The sequence below is a fragment of the Pantoea sp. X-Soil-ISGK-421 genome (assembly GCF_059730785.1).
Genome location: NZ_AP035979.1, coordinates 1843696 through 1864883 on the forward strand (window position 1 = coordinate 1843696; position 21188 = coordinate 1864883).

The 21188-nt window shown below is 55.9% G+C and carries 17 protein-coding genes; 7 read left to right on the top strand and 10 right to left on the bottom strand.

Features of this window, described 5'->3' with window-relative positions; translation table 11 throughout:
• Positions 1–281: 281 nt before the first annotated feature.
• Positions 282–1784 carry an L-arabinose isomerase gene (araA, locus tag AC6I8K_RS08635; protein WP_483817287.1) on the bottom strand — a complete coding sequence of 501 codons (1503 nt, stop codon included), beginning with the start codon at positions 1782–1784 and terminating at the stop codon, positions 282–284.
• A gap of 12 nt (positions 1785–1796) precedes the next feature.
• Positions 1797–3482 (bottom strand): ribulokinase, encoded by a 1686-nt coding sequence (locus tag AC6I8K_RS08640; protein WP_497826526.1) that lies wholly within the window; start codon positions 3480–3482, stop codon positions 1797–1799.
• A 366-nt stretch (positions 3483–3848) separates the two neighbouring features.
• Here AC6I8K_RS08640 and AC6I8K_RS08645 point away from each other — a divergent pair, with 366 nt between their 5' ends.
• From AC6I8K_RS08645 to AC6I8K_RS08665, 5 genes are all read left to right on the top strand, one after another.
• Positions 3849–4832, top strand: coding sequence for an arabinose ABC transporter substrate-binding protein (locus AC6I8K_RS08645; RefSeq protein WP_064741086.1), 984 nt, complete (start codon positions 3849–3851; stop codon positions 4830–4832).
• Between the two features lie 133 nt (positions 4833–4965).
• Positions 4966–6486 (top strand): L-arabinose ABC transporter ATP-binding protein AraG, encoded by a 1521-nt coding sequence (gene araG / locus AC6I8K_RS08650; RefSeq protein ID WP_483817289.1) that lies wholly within the window; start codon positions 4966–4968, stop codon positions 6484–6486.
• A 17-nt stretch (positions 6487–6503) separates the two neighbouring features.
• A complete protein-coding gene (gene araH / locus AC6I8K_RS08655) occupies positions 6504–7490 on the top strand; it encodes an L-arabinose ABC transporter permease AraH (protein WP_064741088.1) in 987 nt (328 codons plus the stop codon).
• Between the two features lie 67 nt (positions 7491–7557).
• Entirely contained in the window at positions 7558–8475 is a 918-nt protein-coding gene (araC, locus tag AC6I8K_RS08660; RefSeq protein ID WP_064741222.1) for an arabinose operon transcriptional regulator AraC, read from the top strand.
• Between the two features lie 77 nt (positions 8476–8552).
• On the top strand, positions 8553–9593 hold the full coding sequence (locus AC6I8K_RS08665; RefSeq protein ID WP_008110233.1) for an oxidoreductase: 1041 nt from the start codon (positions 8553–8555) through the stop codon (positions 9591–9593).
• Between the two features lie 64 nt (positions 9594–9657).
• Here AC6I8K_RS08665 and add read toward each other — a convergent pair whose 3' ends face one another.
• The 3 genes from add to malX form a co-directional block, all read right to left on the bottom strand.
• Positions 9658–10656 (bottom strand): adenosine deaminase, encoded by a 999-nt coding sequence (gene add / locus AC6I8K_RS08670; protein ID WP_064741089.1) that lies wholly within the window; start codon positions 10654–10656, stop codon positions 9658–9660.
• Positions 10657–10774: 118 nt separating this feature from the next.
• Positions 10775–11953, bottom strand: coding sequence for a MalY/PatB family protein (locus AC6I8K_RS08675; protein WP_483817290.1), 1179 nt, complete (start codon positions 11951–11953; stop codon positions 10775–10777).
• A complete protein-coding gene (gene malX / locus AC6I8K_RS08680; protein ID WP_064741091.1) occupies positions 11953–13539 on the bottom strand; it encodes a maltose/glucose-specific PTS transporter subunit IIBC in 1587 nt (528 codons plus the stop codon). The genes AC6I8K_RS08675 and malX overlap by 1 nt, the downstream gene beginning before the upstream one ends.
• Positions 13540–13712: 173 nt before the next feature.
• On the opposite strand from malX, the gene malI reads away from it, so the two are divergent.
• Complete coding sequence (gene malI, locus AC6I8K_RS08685) at positions 13713–14741, top strand: Mal regulon transcriptional regulator MalI (RefSeq protein ID WP_497826527.1); 1029 nt, start codon at positions 13713–13715, stop codon at positions 14739–14741.
• A 115-nt stretch (positions 14742–14856) separates the two neighbouring features.
• Here malI and AC6I8K_RS08690 read toward each other — a convergent pair whose 3' ends face one another.
• Positions 14857–16356, bottom strand: coding sequence for a YdgA family protein (locus AC6I8K_RS08690; protein WP_064741093.1), 1500 nt, complete (start codon positions 16354–16356; stop codon positions 14857–14859).
• 132 nt (positions 16357–16488) lie between these two features.
• Positions 16489–17664, bottom strand: coding sequence for a mannose-6-phosphate isomerase (gene manA, locus AC6I8K_RS08695; protein ID WP_497826528.1), 1176 nt, complete (start codon positions 17662–17664; stop codon positions 16489–16491).
• Positions 17665–17861: 197 nt separating this feature from the next.
• On the opposite strand from manA, the gene fumC reads away from it, so the two are divergent.
• Positions 17862–19259 carry a class II fumarate hydratase gene (gene fumC, locus AC6I8K_RS08700; protein WP_064741095.1) on the top strand — a complete coding sequence of 466 codons (1398 nt, stop codon included), beginning with the start codon at positions 17862–17864 and terminating at the stop codon, positions 19257–19259.
• Between the two features lie 90 nt (positions 19260–19349).
• On the opposite strand, the gene AC6I8K_RS08705 is transcribed toward fumC, so the two are convergent.
• The 3 genes from AC6I8K_RS08705 to AC6I8K_RS08715 are packed head-to-tail and all read right to left on the bottom strand — an operon-like array spanning position 19350 to position 21155.
• A complete protein-coding gene (locus AC6I8K_RS08705) occupies positions 19350–19997 on the bottom strand; it encodes an anti-sigma factor (protein ID WP_497826529.1) in 648 nt (215 codons plus the stop codon).
• The gene (locus AC6I8K_RS08710) at positions 19994–20548 is read right to left on the bottom strand and encodes a sigma-70 family RNA polymerase sigma factor (RefSeq protein WP_497827233.1); all 555 of its coding nucleotides are present in this window, start codon (positions 20546–20548) and stop codon (positions 19994–19996) included. Before AC6I8K_RS08710 ends, AC6I8K_RS08705 begins: the two co-directional genes overlap by 4 nt.
• A gap of 43 nt (positions 20549–20591) precedes the next feature.
• Positions 20592–21155, bottom strand: a complete 564-nt coding sequence (locus tag AC6I8K_RS08715; protein ID WP_483817294.1) for a fasciclin domain-containing protein — start codon at positions 21153–21155, stop codon at positions 20592–20594.
• Positions 21156–21188 lie beyond the last annotated feature (33 nt).

Consider the following 21188-nt stretch of genomic DNA (forward strand, 5'->3'; position numbering starts at 1 on the left):
GCCTCGCCATCCTGGCTCGGACGCTTTGCTCTTCGGGCTGGCCTTTCCTGACCATGTGGATAATGTCATCGCTAATTAATAAAGCGGCTACCTACTTCCATTAAGGAGGAAGATGTGGGCAGTGGAGTAAAGCGTCCGCCGCAAGGATGCGGCGGCCGAGGCTACAGGGATGTATTCACGCCGTCTTTACGTAACGCCCACCTTTTCAGACTGATAAGTGCGAATTCCTCAGCCAATAAAAAGGCCGCGAATCATCGCGGCCTTGATTAATCCTTTCAACTTTAACGCGCTAAGCGGTAATAAGCCTCATTCCAGCGCAGGGCATCTTTAAACGCCGGTAAGCGTGTTTCCTCATCGATCACCAGCACTTCAATGCCGTTCAGCTCGCCGTACAGATACATATCATCTAAATCCAGCGCCTGGCTAAACACCGTATGGTGCGCGCCGCCGGCCAGAATCCATGCTTCAGATGCGGTGGCCAGTGACGGTTGCGCACGCCACAGCGCACGCGCTACCGGCAGTTTTGGCAGCGGTTTTGGCTGCTCGATGGCATCCACCACATTCACCAGCAAACGGAAACGATCGCCGAGATCGATCACGCTGGCATTCACCGCACGTCCCGCAGGTGTGGAGAAGATCATGCGCGCCGGATCGGCTTTGTCGCCAATGCCGAGGAACTGCACATCAATCAGCGGTTTTTCCTCTTTGGCGATGGACGGGCACACTTCCAGCATGTGCGAACCCAGCACTAAATCGTTGCCCGGTGAGAAGTGATAGGTGTAGTCCTCCATAAATGACGTACCGCCGGCACGTGCGCCCGCTTGTATCTTGAGAATGTGCAGCAGCGCGGCAGTTTTCCAGTCACCTTCTCCGGCAAAGCCGTAGCCCTGGCCCATTAAGCGCTGCACCGCCAAACCCGGCAATTGCGTCATGCCATGCAACGTCTGGAAGTTGGTGGTGAAGGCTTTGCAGCCCTCAGCCTCGAGGAAGCGTTTCAGGCCGAGCTCAATACGTGCGGCATCCAGTACGTTTTGACGCTTGTCGCCGTTGACGGCGGCGGCCTCGGTAAAGCGATATTGGCTCTCATATTCATCGATCAGCGCGTTGACGTCGCCGTCGCTGACGCTGTTCACCACCTCGACCAAATCGCCAACGCCCCAGCCATTCACCGAATAACCGAACTGAATCTGTGCCGCAACTTTATCGCCTTCGGTAACTGCGACTTCACGCATATTGTCACCGAAGCGCGCCACTTTCAGCTGCTGGCTAGCCTGTTTCGCTAATGCGGCATTGATCCAGCGTCCAATGCGTTGCTGGCTGGCTTTATCCTGCCAGTGACCGGTGACAACACTGTGTTGCAGCCCCATGCGCGCGCCGATAAAGCCGAACTCGCGGCCGCCGTGCGCGGTTTGATTGAGGTTCATAAAGTCCATATCCATGCTGTCCCACGGAATCTCCGCGTTGAACTGGGTATGGAATTGCAGCAGCGGCTTATTCAGGATACTCAGGCCACCAATCCACATCTTGGCCGGAGAAAAGGTGTGCAGCCAGGTAATGATGCCGACGCACTGGTTGTCGTGGTTGGCATCGCGGCACAGTGCCAGCGCTTCGTCCGGTGATTTCACCAGCGGCTTGAGCACCAGCGACACCGGTAATGTGCCGGCCTGATTTAATCCGTCCATCACCTGGCGAGCGTGCTGCTCCACCTGACGCAAGGTTTCCGCGCCGTAAAGGTGCTGTGTACCAATGACAAACCACACCTGTTGTGCGTTGTGCTGTTCCATAAAATCTCTCCTTTACTGAGCGGATGCGGTGCGAGCGGCATACTGCGGTTCAGCGGCCTGGCACCATTGTTGATAACGTTGATAAAGTTGCTGATAAGCGTCCACGCGTTCGGCGTTGGGTTGCAGCGTCACATCAATCGGACTGGCCATGACCTGCTGGGCAGCTGGCACGTCGGCATACACGCCCGCAGCCACGGCGGCAAAAATGGCGGCGCCCAGCGCACAGCATTCGTCAGAGGCAACGATATCCAGCGGACGGTTCATCACATCGCAGCACGCCTGCATGATGGCGGGAGATTTGCGCGCGATGCCGCCGAGCGTCAGGATGCTCTGCACGGGAATCTGCTGCTGTTCAAAACACTCCATAATGGCGCGTGCGCCAAACGCCGTTGCCGCGATCAGGCCACCAAACAGCGCGGGCGCATCGGTGCCGAGGTTGAGATCGGTAATCACGCCTTTTAAGCGCTGATTGGCATCCGGCGTGCGGCGTCCGTTGAACCAGTCCAGAACCACTGGCAGATGATCGAGTTGCGGGTTAGCAGCCCAGGCTTCGGTGAGAGTGCGGATCAGATCTTTTTGCAGCGCGGCTAACTGCGGCTGCAGTTCCGGATGCTGCTGCGCGGCCTGCTGCAGCGGCCAGCCGAGTAGGCGGCTGAACCAGGCATAAATGTCGCCAAACGCGGATTGACCGGCTTCGCAGCCAATCGCACCTGGCATTACGCTGCCGTCAACCTGACCACAAATACCTTTAATGGCGCGGTCGCCGACGGTGTCGCTGTCGGCAATCAAAATGTCGCAGGTTGACGTGCCAATCACTTTCACCAGCGTATAAGGTTGCGCACCCGCGCCGACGGCGCCCATGTGGCAGTCAAAGGCACCGCCCGACAGAATCACTTTTTCCGATAAACCAAGGCGCTGCGCCCATGCGCGGCTGAGCGTGCCAACCGGCACGTCGGCGGTCCAGGTTTGGGTGAAGAGCGGAGAATCGAGCTGTTTGATCAGCAGCGGATCAAGCGCGTTGAAAAAGTCAGCGGGCGGTAAACCTTGCCACTCCGGATGCCACAGTGATTTGTGCCCGGCGGCACAGCGTCCACGACGCAGGTGTGCGGGTGCGGTGGTGCCGCTGAGCAATGCCGGCACCCAATCGCACAGTTCCACCCAAGACACTGCCGCGTCACGTACCGCAGCGTCTGCGCGTGACACGTGCAGTATCTTGGCCCAGAACCACTCCGACGAATACACGCCACCAATATAGCGGGTGTAATCGTTGAAACGACCGCTGCGACACAGCTGATTGATCTCTTCGGCTTCTTCAATCGCGGTGTGATCTTTCCACAGCACGAACATCGCGTTCGGGTTGGTGGCGAATTCCGGACGCAGCGCCAGCACGTTGCCATCACGGTCGATGGGCGCAGGCGTCGAGCCCGTGGAATCGACGCCAATGCCGACCACAGCTGCGCGCTGTTCGGGTGTTAATGCGTTGACTACCTCGACAATCGCCTGTTCCAGCGCATCAATATAGTCCTGCGGATGGTGACGAAAGCGGTTGGCGTGCGCGTCGCAAAATTCACCTTTGGCCCAACGCGCATAATTGACCACCGCTTTTTCCAGTTCTTTACCACTGTGGCAGTCCACGGCCAGCGCCCGCACCGAGTCACTGCCGAAATCCAGCCCAATTGTTATGGTGCCAGCACCCATTGGGATTCTCCTGTGTGAGTTATCTGGCTCTATCCTAGAATGGGGCGGCAGAAGCGGTTAGTCATCAGTCGCTGAGAATATGCACTTTTCTGCCATCGGCGGAGATGTGTGATCCATCGCAAAAGTTAACGACCGGTTAAATTTGCTGAATATATGGAGGATTTTGTCATCGTTTTGAGATGTGATACCGCTCTACATTTTTCCTTTCCATTCCCGCTACAACTAGCCCAGCGTTTGCACAGCCTTTGTACAACATGTGTGCTAACGCGCTGAATTTTTAGCTGTACCCCACAAAAATATTTGATTGGTAGCGTTTACACCGATTCGCTAATAACAGCCTTAAACATCATTGTGCCGGAGAGCATCATGCATAAATTCACTAAAGCGCTGGCGGCAGTAGGTCTCGCCGCGGTTATGTCACAATCCGCTATCGCCGAGACCATGAAACTCGGTTTCCTCGTCAAACAGCCGGAGGAACCCTGGTTCCAGACCGAATGGAAATTTGCGGATAAAGCCGGCAAAGATCTGGGTTTCGAAGTGATTAAAATTGCCGTGCCCGACGGTGAGAAGACGCTAAATGCCATTGACAGCCTGGCTGCCAGCGGTGCGAAAGGCTTCGTCATCTGTACGCCGGATCCAAAGCTGGGTTCCGCAATTGTTGCTAAGGCTCGCGGTTATGGCCTGAAAGTGATTGCCGTTGACGACCAGTTTGTCACCGCCAAAGGCAAGCCGATGGATACTGTGCCGTTAGTCATGATGGCGGCGACCAAAATCGGCGAGCGTCAGGGACAAGAGCTTTATAAAGAGATGCAGAAACGCGGTTGGGATGTAAAAGAGACCGGCGTCATGGCGATCACCGCCAATGAGCTCGACACCGCGCGTCGTCGCACCGGCGGTTCCATGGACGCCCTGAAAGCCGCCGGTTTCCCGGAGAAACAGATCTATCAGGTCCCGACCAAATCCAACGATATCCCCGGCGCATTTGATGCCGGTAACTCGCTGCTGGTGCAGCATCCGGAAGTGAAACATTGGCTGATTCTCGGCATGAACGATAACACCGTGCTGGGCGGCGTTCGCGCCACCGAAGGTCAGGGCTTTAAAGCGCCGGACGTGATTGGTATCGGTATCAACGGTGTTGATGCGGTGAGTGAGTTGTCGAAAGGTTCAGCCACCGGTTTCTATGGTTCGCTGCTGCCGAGCCCAGATGTACACGGTTATAAGAGCAGTGAAATGCTTTACAACTGGGTGACCAAAGATCAGGAGCCGCCGAAGTTCACCGAAGTCACCGATGTGGTGCTGATTACCCGCGATAACTTCAAAGCCGAGCTGGATAAGAAAGGGCTGAAGTAATTCCGAATCGATATCACGCACCCTCTGTAGCGGCGCGATTTATCGCGCGATTTTTGGCGGTAGCCATGCGCAATAAATTGCGCCGCTACGAAGTGTGCAGGATCTACACGCATTAAGTCGTCAAGGAGTTCCCATGAACACTGATCCTGCCTTTCTGTCGTTTCATGGCATTAGTAAAACCTTTCCCGGCGTGAAAGCGCTGCAGGACATTTCGTTCAGCTGCCGTGCCGGTGAAGTACACGCGCTGATGGGGGAAAACGGTGCCGGTAAATCGACGCTGTTGAAGATCCTCAGCGGCAGCTACCAGCCGACTGGTGGCGAGATTCGTATCAAGGGCCAGCCAAAGAGATTTAGCAACACGGTGGAGGCGCTGGATGCGGGCGTCGCCATCATTTATCAGGAATTACATCTGATACCCGAAATGAGCGTGGCGGAGAACATCTATCTCGGTCAGTTGCCGCACAAACGTGGACTGGTTAATCGCAAACTGCTGCGTTATGAAGCCGGTTTACAGCTGAAAAATCTGGGGATGGATATCGATCCGGATATGCCGCTGAAATATCTGTCGCTTGGCCAGTGGCAGATGGTGGAGATTGCCAAAGCGCTGGCGCGCAATGCGCGCATCATCGCCTTTGATGAGCCAACCAGTTCACTGTCGGCGCGCGAGATCGATCATCTGTTTCGCGTGATTCGCCAGTTGCGTGAGCAGGGCCGCACCGTGCTGTACGTCTCGCATCGCATGGAGGAGATCTTTGCACTCAGTGATGCCATCACCGTGTTTAAAGATGGTCGCTACGTGCGCACCTTCACCGACATGAAAAACACCCATCACGACGATCTGGTGCAAGCGATGGTGGGACGTAATCTGGGGGATATTTATGGTTACGCGCCGCGTGAATTGGGCCCGGTGCGTCTGCAGCTGGACGCGGTAGAGGCAAAGGGCGTGCGTATGCCCATTTCGCTCACGGTGCGCGCCGGTGAAATCGTCGGCCTGTTTGGTCTGGTGGGCGCAGGGCGCAGCGAACTGATGAAAGGGCTGTTTGGTGCCACCAAACTGCGCGGGGGTACCGTGACGCTGGATGGCAAAAAGCTCAACATTCGCCAACCGATTGATGCGATTCGCGCCGGCATCATGCTGTGCCCGGAAGATCGCAAATCTGAGGGCATCATTCCGGTGCATTCGGTGCGCGATAACATCAACATCAGCGCGCGTCGCCACAATCTCAACGCCGGTTGCCTGATCAAACCGAGCTGGGAGGCGAAAAACGCCGATATCCATATTCGTTCCCTCAACATCAAAACGCCGGGGCCGCAGCAGTTGATCATGAACCTCTCCGGCGGCAACCAGCAGAAGGCGATTTTGGGCCGCTGGCTGTCGGAAGAGATGAACGTGATCATGCTGGATGAGCCTACGCGCGGCATTGACGTTGGTGCTAAACACGAAATCTACAACCTGATTTACCAACTGGCGAAGAAAGGGATTGCGGTGCTGTTTGCCTCCAGCGATCTGCCCGAAGTAATGGGATTGGCCGATCGCATCCTGGTGATGCGTGAAGGCGAAATCGCCGGAGAATTACCCCATGACACGGCCACAGAGCAGCTGACGCTGAGCCTGGCGATGCCGAAAACAACGCAAGCGGCCGCCGTGGCCTGACGTAAAGGAGAGCAATAATGGCTTCATCTACCACTTCCAACACGCCACCTGTGCAGCGCAACGGGCTGCAACTTGGGCGGATTTGGGACAACTTCGGCATGCTGGTGGTGTTCGCACTGCTGTTTATCGTCTGTGCCATTTTCGTGCCAAATTTTGGTTCCATTATCAATATGAAAGGGCTGGGCCTGGCGATGTCGATGTCCGGCATGGTGGCGTGCGGCATGCTGTTCTGCCTGGCCTCCGGTGACTTTGATCTCTCCGTGGCTTCCGTGATCGCCTGCGCTGGCGTGGTCACCGCAGTGGTGATCAACATGACCGAAAGTTTATGGATTGGCGTGGCAGCAGGTTTAGTGCTCGGCATGGCAACCGGCTTTATTAACGGCTTCGTCATTGCCCGGCTGAAAATCAACGCCTTGATCACCACGCTGGCAACCATGCAGATTGTGCGCGGCCTGGCGTACATCTTCTCCGACGGCAAAGCGGTGGGAATTGAAGATGAGCGCTTCTTTACCCTCGGTTACGCCAACTGGCTCGGCGTGCCGGCACCCATCTGGCTCACCCTCGCTACCATGGTGCTGTTTGGTTTTCTGTTGAATAAAACCACCTTTGGCCGCAACACGCTGGCGATTGGCGGCAACGAAGAAGCCGCGCGTCTGGCGGGTGTGCCGGTGGTGCGCACACGCATCATTATCTTCATCCTGTCCGGTTTAGTGTCGGCGGCGGCGGGTATCATTCTGGCTTCGCGCATGACCAGCGGCCAGCCAATGACCTCTCTCGGTTACGAGCTGATCGTGATTTCGGCTTGCGTACTGGGCGGTGTCTCGCTGAAAGGCGGCATTGGCAAAATCTCTTATGTGGTGGCAGGCGTTTTGATCCTCGGCACCGTTGAGAATGCGATGAATTTATTGAATATCTCGCCGTTCTCACAGTATGTGGTGCGCGGTTTGATACTGTTAGCGGCGGTGATTTTTGACCGCTACAAACAGAAAAGTAAAGCCGCCTGATAACCAAGGCTGAGCGTGCCCGATGGCGGGCATGCTCAGTGCATTTCACGCGATAAGTGAGGGCAGTATGTACCACCGTGAACCCCCAAGTGAGCAGCAGAATCCCTTATTGCCGGGCTATGCGTTCAATGCCTGGCTGGTGGCCGGATTGACGCCGATTAATGCCAATGACGCGCTCGATTTCTTTATTGATCGTCCGCACGGCATGAAAGGCTACATTCTCAATTTGACCATTAAAGGTCAGGGGCGGGTGTTTGATGGTGAATCCGCCTTCGACTGCGAACCGGGCGATTTGCTGCTGTTTCAACCAAAAACCCCGCACTATTATGGTCGCGCGCCAGACAGCCCGTGCTGGTTCCATCGCTGGGTCTATTTCCGTCCGCGTGCCTACTGGACCGATTGGTTGCAGTGGCAGGATGAAAGCCAGGGCGTGGGGCGCTTGCGTCTGTCGGAAGCGCAGCGTGCCGAGTTTGATCGCCTGTTCGCCAGCATTGAACAAACGCACAACTCCGGACGCCGCTTCGCCGAAGAGTTGGCGATGAACCTGCTGGAGCGTTTACTGCTGCGTGCGGTAGAAGAGGATCCGCGCAGCCATCAGCAAATACGCGATCCGCGCGTTATTGAAGCCTGTCAGTACGTCACCAACCATCTGGCAGGTGAAGTGAAGATTGAAGACGTAGCGCGCCATGTTTGCCTGTCGCCGTCACGCCTGGCGCATCTGTTTCGTGAGCAAATGGGCATTAACCTGCTGCGCTGGCGTGAAGATCAGCGCGTGATTCGTGCCAAACTGCTGCTGCAAACCACCCAGGAGCCGATTGCTTCCGTGGGGCGTGAAGTGGGTTACGATGACCAACTCTACTTCTCGCGTGTGTTCCGTAAACGCGTGGGTGTCAGTCCCAGCGACTTCCGCCGCCGCAGCCAGGATGCGCAGGATGCATTAGTGGCTCATGAGAGCTGGCAATCCGCACGGAGTGCTATTTCCTGAGTTTTCAGGTGATTCCGCCTTGTTCTTATAGTCTGATTCGTCTTAAATCAGTCAGGAAACGAACAAGAGGAATGAGAATGAGCGATAAACTACGTGTCGGCCTAATCGGCTACGGTTTTGCCAGCAAAACCTTTCATGCACCCTTGATCGCCGGTACGCCGGATGTTGAGCTGGCAGCGATCTCAAGCAGCGATGCCAGCAAAGTGCATGCTGACTGGCCGTCAGTGCAAGTGGTGTCCGATCCACAAGCGCTGCTGGATGACCCGACACTGCAACTGATTGTTATTCCGACCCCGAATGACACCCATTTCCCGTTAGCTAAAGCGGCCCTTAACGCCGGTAAACACGTGGTGGTGGATAAGCCCTTTACCGTGACGTTGTCACAAGCGCGTGAGTTGGATGCGCTGGCAAAAGCCAAAGGTCTGCTGCTGTCGGTGTTCCATAATCGTCGCTGGGACAGCGATTTCCTCACGCTGAAGTCTTTGCTGAACGACGGCACGCTGGGGGAAGTGCGTTATTTCGAATCCCACTTTGACCGTTTCCGCCCAGAAGTACGTCAACGCTGGCGTGAAATGAAAGGTGCGGGCAGCGGCATTTGGTTTGATCTTGGACCGCACGTGTTGGACCAGGCGCTGCAGCTGTTTGGCACGCCAGTTGCCATCAACGTGGATATGGCGGAACTGCGCCCGGGCGCGCAAACCACCGATTACTTCCATGCCGTGTTGACCTATCCAACACGCCGTGTGGTGTTGCACGCCAGCATGCTGGTGGCGGCGGAATCCGCGCGCTTTGTGGTGCATGGCACGCGCGGCAGCTACGTGAAATACGGCCTCGATCCGCAGGAAGATCGTCTGAAAGCGGGTGAACGTCCGCCGCAGGAAGATTGGGGCTACGACATGCGCAACGGTACGCTGACGCTGGCGGAAGGCGATGTGATGGTGGAAAAAGAGTTACTGACGCTGCCGGGTAACTATCCGGCGTACTACGCAGGGATTCGTGATGCGATTGCCGGTACAGGTGCCAATCCGGTACAGGCAGAAGAGGCCATTCAGGTGATGGAGTTGATCGAGCTGGGCTTGCAGTCCGCCGAGAAGCGCCAGACCATGTCACTGCGATAATTCAGTATCGGTCGCCATGAATGGCGACCCTACATTAAAAGGTGCGCATTGATGCGCACTTTTTTTATCCCGCCACGCGTGCGCGCAGCGCGGCTTTCTCTGCATCACTCAGGAACGCGATGGTCACGCCATTATCCTGTGCCTGACGCATCTCTTCCGCCGTCAATCCTGCTTGCGGTGCCGCGACTTCATATTCGTGTGCTAGCTCTACGCCCTGTACGGCTGGATCGTCCGTGTTAATGGTGGCGAGAATGCCATGCTGCAAGAAGGTTTTCAGCGGATGGCTACTCAGCGACGAAACAGTACTGGTTTGAATATTCGACGTCAGGCAAGACTCAATACCAATGCGTTGCTCGGCGAGGAAATCCATCAGCGCGCGATCTTCAATCGCCTTAACGCCGTGACCAATACGCTCAGCGCCCAGCTCGCGAATCGCTTGCCAGATACTTTCCGGGCCTGCCGCTTCACCGGCATGGACGGTAATGCGGAAACCAGCATCACGCGCACGATTAAAGTGGCTGAGGAATTCGCTGCCGGGGAAACCTAACTCGTCGCCGGCCAAATCAACAGCGGTGATGCCATCGCGATGCGCCAGCAAACCTTCCAGTTCACGCAGGCAGGCTTCATCGCCAAAGGTTCGGCTCATGATACCGGTCAAGCGCACATCGACGCCGTATTGCTGAATGCCGGCACGCACGCCATCGATCACCGCTTCAACTACGCCTGCAATCGGCAGTTGATGCGTCATCGCCATATAGCCCGGTGAGAAGCGCAGCTCGGCATAGTGAATACCGGCGCGCGCCGCATCTTCTACGTTTTCCAGCGCGATACGACGACAGGCATCAAGGTCGCCCAGCACCTTCACGCCCCAATCGAGTTTCTGCAGGAAGCTCACCAGATCCGGTTCATTGGCGGTGACCTGCACATGCGGACGCAAGGCATCCAGCGAATCAGCGGGGAGCGCAAGATTGTGCTGACGACCTAAATCAAGAATGGTTTGTGCGCGGATATTGCCATCAAGGTGGCGGTGAATGTCGGTAAGGGGGAGTTTTAGATCAATCATGGCGCACTCGCTTAAGTTTCATAAAGTGCAGAGGATTATAAAAACATCTTGCGCAACAGCGCCAGCGATTTGCGCAAACAGTAAAACGGATGCTGAATTAATCAGCATCCGTCGCATTTCAGAACGATTTTAACGCGGCGATCAGGCGATCCAGTCCATCATCCAGTTTGCTACGCGGGCAACCGGCGTTGAGACGCAAATAACCGCGACTCGCGGCACCGTAGGTGGAACCGGGCATGATCGCCACTTTGTGTTGATGAATCAGACGCTGTTGCAGCGCCTGTTCGTCAAGGCCAAGCGGATTAAGATCGATCCACGCCAGGTATGTCGCGGCTGGCGGCTGCCAATTGAGTTGCGGAAACGCCGCATTCAGTCGCTGCGCGATATGCTGCAGGTTGCCACGCAAATAAGCGCGCAGCGCATCCAGCCACGGCGCACCATCGCGATAAGCCGCGATGGTGGCAGCAAGCGCCATTACCGCCGGTGAGGATAAGCCATCCTGTTGCTTCAACGCATGGAACCAAGCCTGACGATCGCGCTCATCGGGAATCATGCCCCACGCGCCGGTCAGCGCCGGAATATTGAAGCTCTTGGATGCCGAGGTAAACAACGCCCAGGCGGATTCCGCAACCTGGCTCCACGGCGTATGCTGCACATCGCTCAGCACCATATCCATGTGAATTTCATCGCTGATAACCTTCACCCCATGCCTGGCACACAGCGCCGCCATCTGACGCAATTCGTCTTCATGCCACACTTTTCCGCTGGGATTGTGCGGACTGCACAACAGCATGACTTTGCAGCGCGGCCGCGCCAGCAGGCGTTCAAGCTGTGCCATCTCGCACACCCATTCGTTGCCGTGACGCTGTAACGGCAGCGCCAGCACACGGCGCTGATTGCCAGTGATGGTGTGGTAAAAGGCATCGTAAGCGGGCGTGTGAATCAGCACTTCATCGTCCGGCTGCGTCCAGTGGCGCAACAATTGCGCCACCATGTAGATCACTGACGGGCCATAAACGAGTGATTCAGCCGGGACTTCAGTAGCAAAACGGCTGTGCATCCAGTGCTGAAGTGCGGAGATAAACTCATCATGCTGCCAGCGGCTGTATCCAAATACACCGTGCGTAAGCCGCTGTTGCAGGGCTGCAATGATGCAAGGCGCGGTGGCGAAGTCCATATCGGAAATCGTGAACGGCAGCAAGTCCGCCACGCCAAAACGGTCGGCAACGAAATCCCACTGCGTACACCAGCTGCCGTGACGATCCACCACGCTGTTGAAATCGAAATCCTGCATCATTACACCGTCGCGCTCATCAGGTGCGCCATTTCATCTTTGACGGACTGCACCTGCGGACCCATCACCACCTGCAGATTGGTGGCATTGACATGCACCACGCCAATTGCGCCATTGGCTTTCAGTGTCGCATCATCCACCTTGCTCATATCGACTACGGTAATGCGCAGACGGGTCAGGCAGTTATCCAGGGACGCGATGTTCTCCACACCGCCCAGCGCTGACAGAATCGCCGGGGTGTTAAAGCCGGATTTACCGACAGCCGCGCGATTAACCTGCTGCGCCACGCTGTTGCTTTCCACTTCGCGGCCTGGCGTTTTGATATTGAAGTGACTGATAGCAAAACGGAAGATGGCGTAATAACCCACGAACCACACCGCAGCAATCACGGGTACCCAATACCATTTGGTGGAGAGGCCGTGCAACACGCCGAAGACGAAGAAGTCGATGACGTTGCCGTCAGTGTTACCGATGGTGACGCCCAGCATCGCCATCACGGTGAAGCCTAAACCGGTCAACAGCGCGTGGATCAGATACAGCACCGGTGCGACGAACAAGAACAGGAATTCCAGCGGTTCAGTGGTTCCGCCCACCACGCAAGCCACCACGCCGGAAATCAGCAGGCCTTTAATTTTGTGACGGTTTTCCGGACGGGCGCAGTGATACATCGCTAATGCCGCACCCGGTAAACCACCGAGGAAGGCCGGCATTTTACCTTGTGACAGGAAGCGCGTGGCGCTCTCGGCAAAGCCGTGTGTATCGGCACAAGCCAGCTGCGCCTGGAAGATGGTTAATGCGCCGCTGACACTTTTGCCGCACACGTCCAGCGTACCGCCCGCATCGGTAAAGCGTATGATCGCCACCAGAATATGCTGCAAGCCAAACGGCAGCAGCAGGCGTTCGCCGGTACCGAAGATCATCGGGCCAAATTCCCCTGCGCTGTTAATTACCCAGCCGAGGCCGGTAATGGCGCGAGCGAAGAAGGGCCAAATCAGTGGAACCACCAGACCCAGCACGCCCATTGCCATCGCCGTGACGATCGGGACAAAGCGTGTGCCGCCAAAGAATGCCAACGCATCCGGCAGACGAATGTTGTGGAAGCGCTCATGCAGCCAGAACACCACGATACCGACAATTACCGCACCGAGAATACCGGTGTCGATTGACTGAATGCCGAGAATATTTTGTACGTTATTGGCTTTCAGCACCGCCGCATCGGTGGTGGGCAGAATGCCGTTGATGTTGAGCCAGAAGTTGATGCTCAGGTTCAGTACCGCATAGCCAACGAAGCCGGCAAACGCCGCCACGCCTTTGTTCTCACGCGCCATCCCTAGAGGAATGGCAATCGCAAACATCACCGGCAAATAGCTGAAGGCAAATGAACCGATCTTCGCCAGCCAGATAAACAGATATTGCAGCAACGGCTGATCCAGCAAGGGAATCAGCGTCAGGACGTCATGACTGCTGAGTGAACTGCCGATCCCCAGCAAAATGCCGCAAAACGACAGCAGGGCAACGGGCAACATAAAGGTTTTACCCAGACTTTGGAAAAACTCCCAAAGTGACATTTTGGGGCGACTGGCGGACATAGACTCTCCTGGCAATAAAGTGAAAGGCTTCAATGAGGTCAAGGATGATAAAACGTTTTACCACTTATTTTTGTGGCTATAATCACAAAGAGTGACTAATTGCAGACTTTATTTTTGGTGGAATCAGTGTAACGTTTTACCTCTTTGGATTTGGACGTCGGTAACGGAACACTATGTCCCAGCAGAAAACCACTATTCATGATGTGGCGTTGGTCGCCGGGGTGTCGGTCTCTACCGTGTCGTTGGTGCTCTCCGGCAAAGGGCGTATCTCGCCCGCCACGGCCACGCGCGTCAATCAGGCGATTGAGCAGCTTGGCTACGTACGTAATCGCTCGGCTTCGATTTTGCGCGGCGGCGAAAGCGGCGTGATCGGGCTGATCGTACGCGATCTCAGCCAGCCATTTTATGCCGCGATGACCGCTGGACTCAGCGAAGTGCTGGAACAGCAGGGCAAAGTGCTGGTGCTGACACAAAGCGGTCAGCACGGCCAGCATCTTAAACGCTGCTTTGACACGCTGGTGGCGCAGGGCGCCGAGGGCATTGTGCTCGGCGGCGCGGTGGTGCAGGCGGAAACGTTAGTGCCGTTGGCGCAAGAGCAAAACATTGCTCTGGTCTGCGCCTCGCGCGCCAGCAGCCTGGACAATGTTGATTCATTACGTCCCGATAACAGTCAGGCGGCGCGCATGGCGACCGAATACCTGATTCGTCAGGGACATCAGCGCATCGCCTGGATGGGCGGATTGGGATCGTCTTTGACGCGCGCCGAGCGGATTGGCGGTTATTGCGCCACCTTGCTGCAATACGGTTTACCGTTTCGCTCTGATTGGATTATTGAGTGCGACGACCGGCAGCAAAGTGTATCCGCGTTGACGCTGGCGCTGTTGCGTCAGCATCCCGGTATTACGGCGATTCTGGCGTATAACGGCAGTACCGCGCTGGGTTGCTATTTTGGCGCGCTACGCTGTGGGCGGACGTTCGGCGAGGGCGCGGTAGATAGTTATTACACGCAGCAGCTGGCGTTGGTGGGATTCAATGATGATCCGCAGCGTGAACTGCACGATCCCACCATGACCTTTGTCAGTAGTGAAGCGCGTGATGTGGGAAGAAGGGCGGCGGAGCGGATGATGCAGCGGCTGTCGCAGCCGGAAGCGGAGATTCAAAGCTTGATCGTACCGCCGCAGCTGATACGTGGGGATGTCTAAGGGGCTATACCTGCTAAGCGCTGCATCAACTCATCGCACATTCCGTCGCGGCGCGATTAATTGCGCCGCGACGTTTTGTGCGCTTGGTAATCTGGGCGTTACCCCGTCTTGATGATTACTCTGGCATACCTTCGCTGGTCGGTGCGCCCAACATATAACGTGACAGGAACTGCTCCAGCGTCATCTTGTCGCCATTCATCGTGACCTGGCCGTTGCCGTATTGCAGACTGGTGACAATGTTGTCATCCTGCTGCTGCGTAAGGCGGAACATCTGGCCCATCGCCGCTAAACCTTTCACCTGCTGATCAGCCAGCTTCTGCGCATCATCGCCCTGATAACCTTCCGCCAATCCAACATGACGCATGGTTTCGGTAGCCATCGGCATATTGATGGTTAATTTGCCGTCGAGGGTTTTCAACACGCGATCAACCGCGGCACCCAAACTCTGCGCTTCGCCGGTTACGGTAGCCGGATCGTTAAAGCCAACGTTGAGGTTAAAGGTGCTTTCGCCTTTATCATTTTTCCAGCTCAGCGGTGCGATGCTCAGTGTTGGTGAGCCTTTCAACAGCGTTGGCAGGTTATTACGCAGAATGGTTTGTACGCTAGCCTGATAGCGAATCGGATCTTCCGCCACGCCCGGCTGGTTCAGCAGATCCTGCATTTGCGCGTTATAGGTGTCCGAGAAGGCTTTCACCGCCTGCGCATCAAACTGAGCAAATTTCATCGCCAGTTTAGCTTCACCAAATGGCTGCTTCTGCAGAGTAATCTTGTCAACGTTCACATCCAGTTGGCCGCCAATCTTGCCCTCTTTATTATCGAAGGAAGAGGTGGTTTTCAGCTTCTCAAGCGACAAACCTTCCTGACCGTTGATGCTGGCATCCAGTTTATCCAGAGAGATCGCTTGATCACCCACACGCACGCCTTCCGGGCTGAGATGGGTATCGCCACTCAGTTTCAGACCATTCAGCGTGAACAGCACCGGCATCTCAACCTGGTTTTTGCGGGTCACCGCGATGCTGGAGAAATCGCCGTCGAGGCTGACTTTGTCACCTTTGCTATCCGCGCTGATGTTCAGCGTGCCGCCGTTGGTCGCCAGACGATCGCCGGTTTGTGCGTTGTTGTAATCCACCGCCAGCAGGTTGAGGTCAGTATCGGTAGCGCCGCTGTAGCCGACGCGGGTATCAGCGTTAACCAACGATTTGCCGTTGGTCAGTTCAAACAGTTTCTTCACCGCATCGGTGTTTTCCAGCTCGGTATGCACCGACGCCATGCTTGGGATCAGGCTGCCACGCTTTAGCTGCGCAAACGGGAAAGGACCGTGATCGATGGTTTCGTTCAACACAATGCTCTGACCAGGCTTCAACAGCGGATTGTCATTGGTTTGCGAGCTAGCCTGTACCACCAGTTTGGTTTTACTGCTGAACACGCCGCGCTGATAGTCCTGATAGCTCAGGGTCAAACGGCTGTTCGGCGCGTAGGCATTCAGCTGCGTGTTGGCATTCTGCAGCATCTCATCCATATGGCTTTCCAGTTGTTTACCGGTAAACCATGAAGCACCAGTCCAAATCACGCCGAGCGCCACAATTACACCTACGGCAACCTTGGTCTTTTTCATCGCTGTGTCGTCCTTATCCTTGCGTCCGCACGCCGCTGGTCGGTGCGCGACGGGTGAAGAAAAACGCCCGCAGGCGTTTTAAATTAATAGTTTGAAAGAATAGCAGTTAATGCTGGCAGCGTCAGCCGGATCTCAGTTCAGCGTATTAAACACCCGCGCCAGACGTCCGGTACCCGCCGCGTTCACCGGCGACTCTTCTGCGGCCACAAAGCATGATTCCCCTGGTTTCAGCACCAGTTGTTGACCGGACTTCTCGATAATCGCCTGACCTTCAATGCAGAACAGCAGGGCAGCGCTGTTTTGTGCCAGCGCTTGCGGCGCAGCGGAAAGCCCATGAATGGCAAAGGCAAAGTCTTCTACCGGAATCGGGAAGTTCAGCGTTTCGCCGTCGCGCTGTGGCTGAGTCAGCAACGTGGCGGCCGGTTTCGCCTGGAATTTCAGGTTAGCCAGCAGTTCCGGGATATCGATAAACTTCGGCGTCAGACCGGCGCGCAACACGTTATCGGAGTTCGCCATCACTTCCAGCGCCACACCTTTCAGATAAGCGTGCGGCGTTTCGGCAAACAGGAACATCGCTTCGCCCGGCTGCAGCGTAATCACATTAAGCAGCAGCGGGGAAAACAGGCCGCTATCCTCCGGATAATCGGCGGCGATGGATTTAATCGTCTGCCACGGTTCGCCTTCATGCGCATTGAGTGCTGATTTCAATACGCCGATGGCGCGCGATTTGGCCTCGTCTTGCAGCGAAAGCAGCGTGGCAAACAGTGTTGCCAGGTTGGCTTCGTTGGCATTCTCAAGAAAATGGGCGATGTGCGGATGCGCACCGGCCACCGGTTCCAGCAATGACACAATCTCATGCAGCTCGCGGAAACCGTTCATCGCCTGGAAGGGCGTTAACGCATACACCAACTCGGGCTTATGGTTGGCATCTTTATAGTTACGCTCGGCGGCGCTGAGTGGAATGCCGGCGGCATTTTCACGGGCAAAACCTTCTTCGGCAGCGGCTTTGCTGGGATGCACCTGAATCGACAGCGGCTGATCGGCGCACAACACTTTAAACAGAAATGGCAGCTCACCGAAACGCTCAGCGACCTCCTTGCCCAGCGTGGCGGTTTTATTGGCCTCAATCACCTCACGCAGCGAACGCGCTTCACCGTCAATCTCAACGGTTGAGGGGCTTTTCGGGTGCGCGCCCATCCACAATTCCGCCATCGGCAAGCCTTGTGGATTTTCGATGCCGTAGAGTTCGGTCAGCGCAGTTTTGCTGCCCCAGGCGTAATTTTGCAGCGAATTGTTCAATTTTTGCATCGTTTACCCTTAATAACCGTAAGTAAATAGGCTTATTAAAGCAGAAAGTGCCATAGAAAATACACGAACATGTGCAATAAAGGCGATAGCCTCCCATAATGTTAAATTCTTGTATGTGACAATCTTGCTCGCTCAATGGCGTCGCGGGAAGGCGTTTAGAGCGGAAACCTCAAAATCTGAGCTAAGGAGACGGAGTCATGGCAGCCAATCGCATTGAAAAAGACTCAATGGGACCGATAGAAGTACCGGCGGATAAGTTGTGGGGCGCACAAACCCAGCGATCGCTGGAACATTTCAAAATCTCAACCGAGAAGATGCCGGTGGCATTGGTGCATGCGCTGGCGCTGACCAAACGCGCCGCCGCGCAGGTCAATCAGGATCTCGGCTTATTACCCGCCGATCGTGCACAAGCGATTCTCAACGCCGCCGACGAAGTGCTGGCAGATAAACACAGCGATGAGTTTCCGCTGGCGATCTGGCAGACCGGTTCCGGCACGCAGACCAACATGAACATGAATGAAGTGCTGGCTAACCGCGCCAGTGAGATTCTTGGCGGTGAGCGTGGCATGGCGCGTCTGGTGCATCCGAATGACGACGTGAATAAAAGCCAAAGCTCCAACGATGTGTTCCCCACCGCCATGCACGTGGCCGCGGTCATCGCAGTGCGGGAGCAGCTGATTCCGCAGATTCAGGTGCTGAAAAAGACGCTGAGTGAGAAATCCGACGCATTCAAAGACATCGTCAAGATAGGCCGCACCCACTTGCAGGATGCGACACCGCTGACGCTCGGCCAGGAGATCTCCGGCTGGGTGGCGATGCTGGAGCACAATCTCAAGCACATTGAAAACAGTATTCCGCACGTGGCCGAGCTGGCGCTGGGCGGTACTGCGGTCGGCACCGGCTTGAACACCCATCCGGAATATGCGGTACGCGTAGCGAAAGCGCTGGCCGATCTAACGAAACAGCCGTTTGTCACCGCGCCGAATAAGTTTGAAGCGCTGGCGACCTGCGATGCGCTGGTTCATGCGCACGGTGCGCTGAAAGGTTTGGCGGCTTCGCTGATGAAAATTGCTAATGACGTACGCTGGCTGGCGTCTGGTCCGCGCTGCGGCATCGGCGAACTGGCGATCCCGGAAAATGAGCCAGGCAGCTCCATCATGCCAGGCAAAGTGAACCCAACCCAGTGCGAAGCGCTAACCATGCTGTGTTGTCAGGTGATGGGCAACGATGTGGCGGTGAATATTGGCGGCGCCTCCGGCAACTTTGAGCTCAACGTGTTCCGTCCGATGGTGATTCACAACTTCCTGCAATCGGTGCGTTTGTTGGCCGACGGTATGGACAGCTTCAATCACCACTGCGCGACGGGTATTGAACCGGTGCGCGAGCGCATCGATCAGTTGCTGAACGAATCACTGATGCTGGTGACGGCGCTGAATACCCATATCGGTTATGACAAAGCGGCGGAAATCGCCAAGAAAGCCCATAAAGAAGGCCTGACGCTGAAAGGCTCGGCGCTGAAGCTGGGCTATCTGACTGAAGAGCAGTTCGATGAGTGGGTGCGTCCGGAAGAGATGGTGGGCAGCATGAAGCAGTAAACTGCTGTTAAAAGTTGGGAGACATAGCACCCATCGTAGCGGCGCAATTCATTGCGCGATAAATCGCGCCGCTACGGAATGTGCGGTTATTTACAGCTGCCCGCTGTACAACACCGGCCCGGTTGGCTGGCCGGTGGGCGATCCGCCTTGCGGTTCCAGGCTGATTGCAATCATGCCGGAACGCGCTAACTCACGATCTTTCAGCGTGATAGCCGTGGTGTTTTGGTTATCGACTAAACCGAGTGAAATCGGCGCTTTGCCCACCGGAATCAACCACAGTTCAAGGCTGCGACTCGTCGTCAGCGTCACCGGATGTAACGGTGTCAGGCTCAGCTGTGCCAGCTTGCTATCTGCGCTGACCACCCACTGTTCACGATGCTGTGCATCACTCAATACCGTTAACGGCGTTAATGTGGGTTGCTGCAGGAAGAGCGAGGCCACCAGCGCGATGGCCGCAATACTGGCTGCCAGCATCCAACCCACGTAGCGGCGTGCAGGTGGCTGCCCACTTTTCTCAGGCAGGCTCAGCGTAATTTTTTTCCACACCTTTTCAGGCGGCATGACGGGCGCAAGCTGATTATCAAGGCCCGCCAGCACGGCTTGCCAACGGGCGACATTAGTCGCCAGCGCTGGCTCGTTGCGCAGCCTGCGTTCAAAGCGTAAGCGCGCAAGGCCACTCAACGTGCCCAGCGCGTACTCCGCCGATAAGGCATCATCGCGTTGTAATTTATCGTTCATAGGCCCACACACTCCCGCAGATGCTCCAGCGCGCGGCGTATCCAGCTTTTTACCGAGCCAACCGGCTGTTGCAGCCAGGCGGCAATATCACTGTGGGACATCCCCTGATAATAGGCGAGCGTGATGCTTTGCTGCTGTTCGCTGCTCAGATGGCCAATGCAGTGTCGCAGACGATCGGCTTGCGCCGGATCGTGCCAGTTATTCTGTTCGTCTTCGGTGGTTGTTTGCAGTAGATCGTTAAACTCTACGGCATCCATCGTTAGGCGCGCTTGTCCGCTGCGCAACCCGTCGATGCAGCGATTGCGCACAATGTGCGTCATCCACGTCATCGGCGCGCTGAGGGCGGCATCGTAAGAGGCGGCACGGTGCCAGATGGTGAGATAACAATCGTGCAGCACTTCTTCCGCCCAACCTTGCTGACGTAACATTCGCAGGGCGAGAGCGAAAAGGTGCGGCGAAGTGAGTCGATACAGTTGTTCAAATGCGCGGCGGTCACCTCGGGCGATCGCCGGCAATAAGTTGTCTAACCGTTCTGCAAGCCTATTATCCATCATCTTCCCGGTTGGCTAAAATGCCCCATCCGAGTATAGGCAATTACTTAGGCATCAAGACGGTATCAATCACATCAATCACACCGTTTTTCTGGTTGACGTCATAAGTGCTGATGTTGGCCACATTGCCCTGACCATCTTTCAACTGAATGTTATGTGGCCCGTTGCTCATGATCCACAGCGGCTGGCCGTTGACAGTTTTTAGCTCGGCATGTCCGCCACCTTGTTTAATCTTTTTCTCCAACGCTTTCATGTCGTATTTACCGGCCACCACATGGTAAGTGAGGATGCTGGTCAGCGTGGCTTTGTTCTCTGGTTTTACCAGATTATCCACGGTGCCCGCCGGCAATTTAGCAAAGGCGGCATTGGTCGGCGCAAACACGGTAAACGGACCTTTACCTTCGAGGGTTTCCACCAGACCGGCGGCTTTCACTGCAGCCACCAAGGTGGTGTGATCTTTAGAATTTAGCGCATTTTCGACGATATTTTTTTGCGGAGACATCGCTGCGCCGCCCACCATCACCGAGCCATTGTCCATGGCGGCGAAAGCGCCTGTGGTGAACAGTAAGGTGCCGGATACGACTGCAATGCTGATTAGCTTTTTCATCTTAAATCCTCGTAGTAGGGAGCGAAGAAGTTG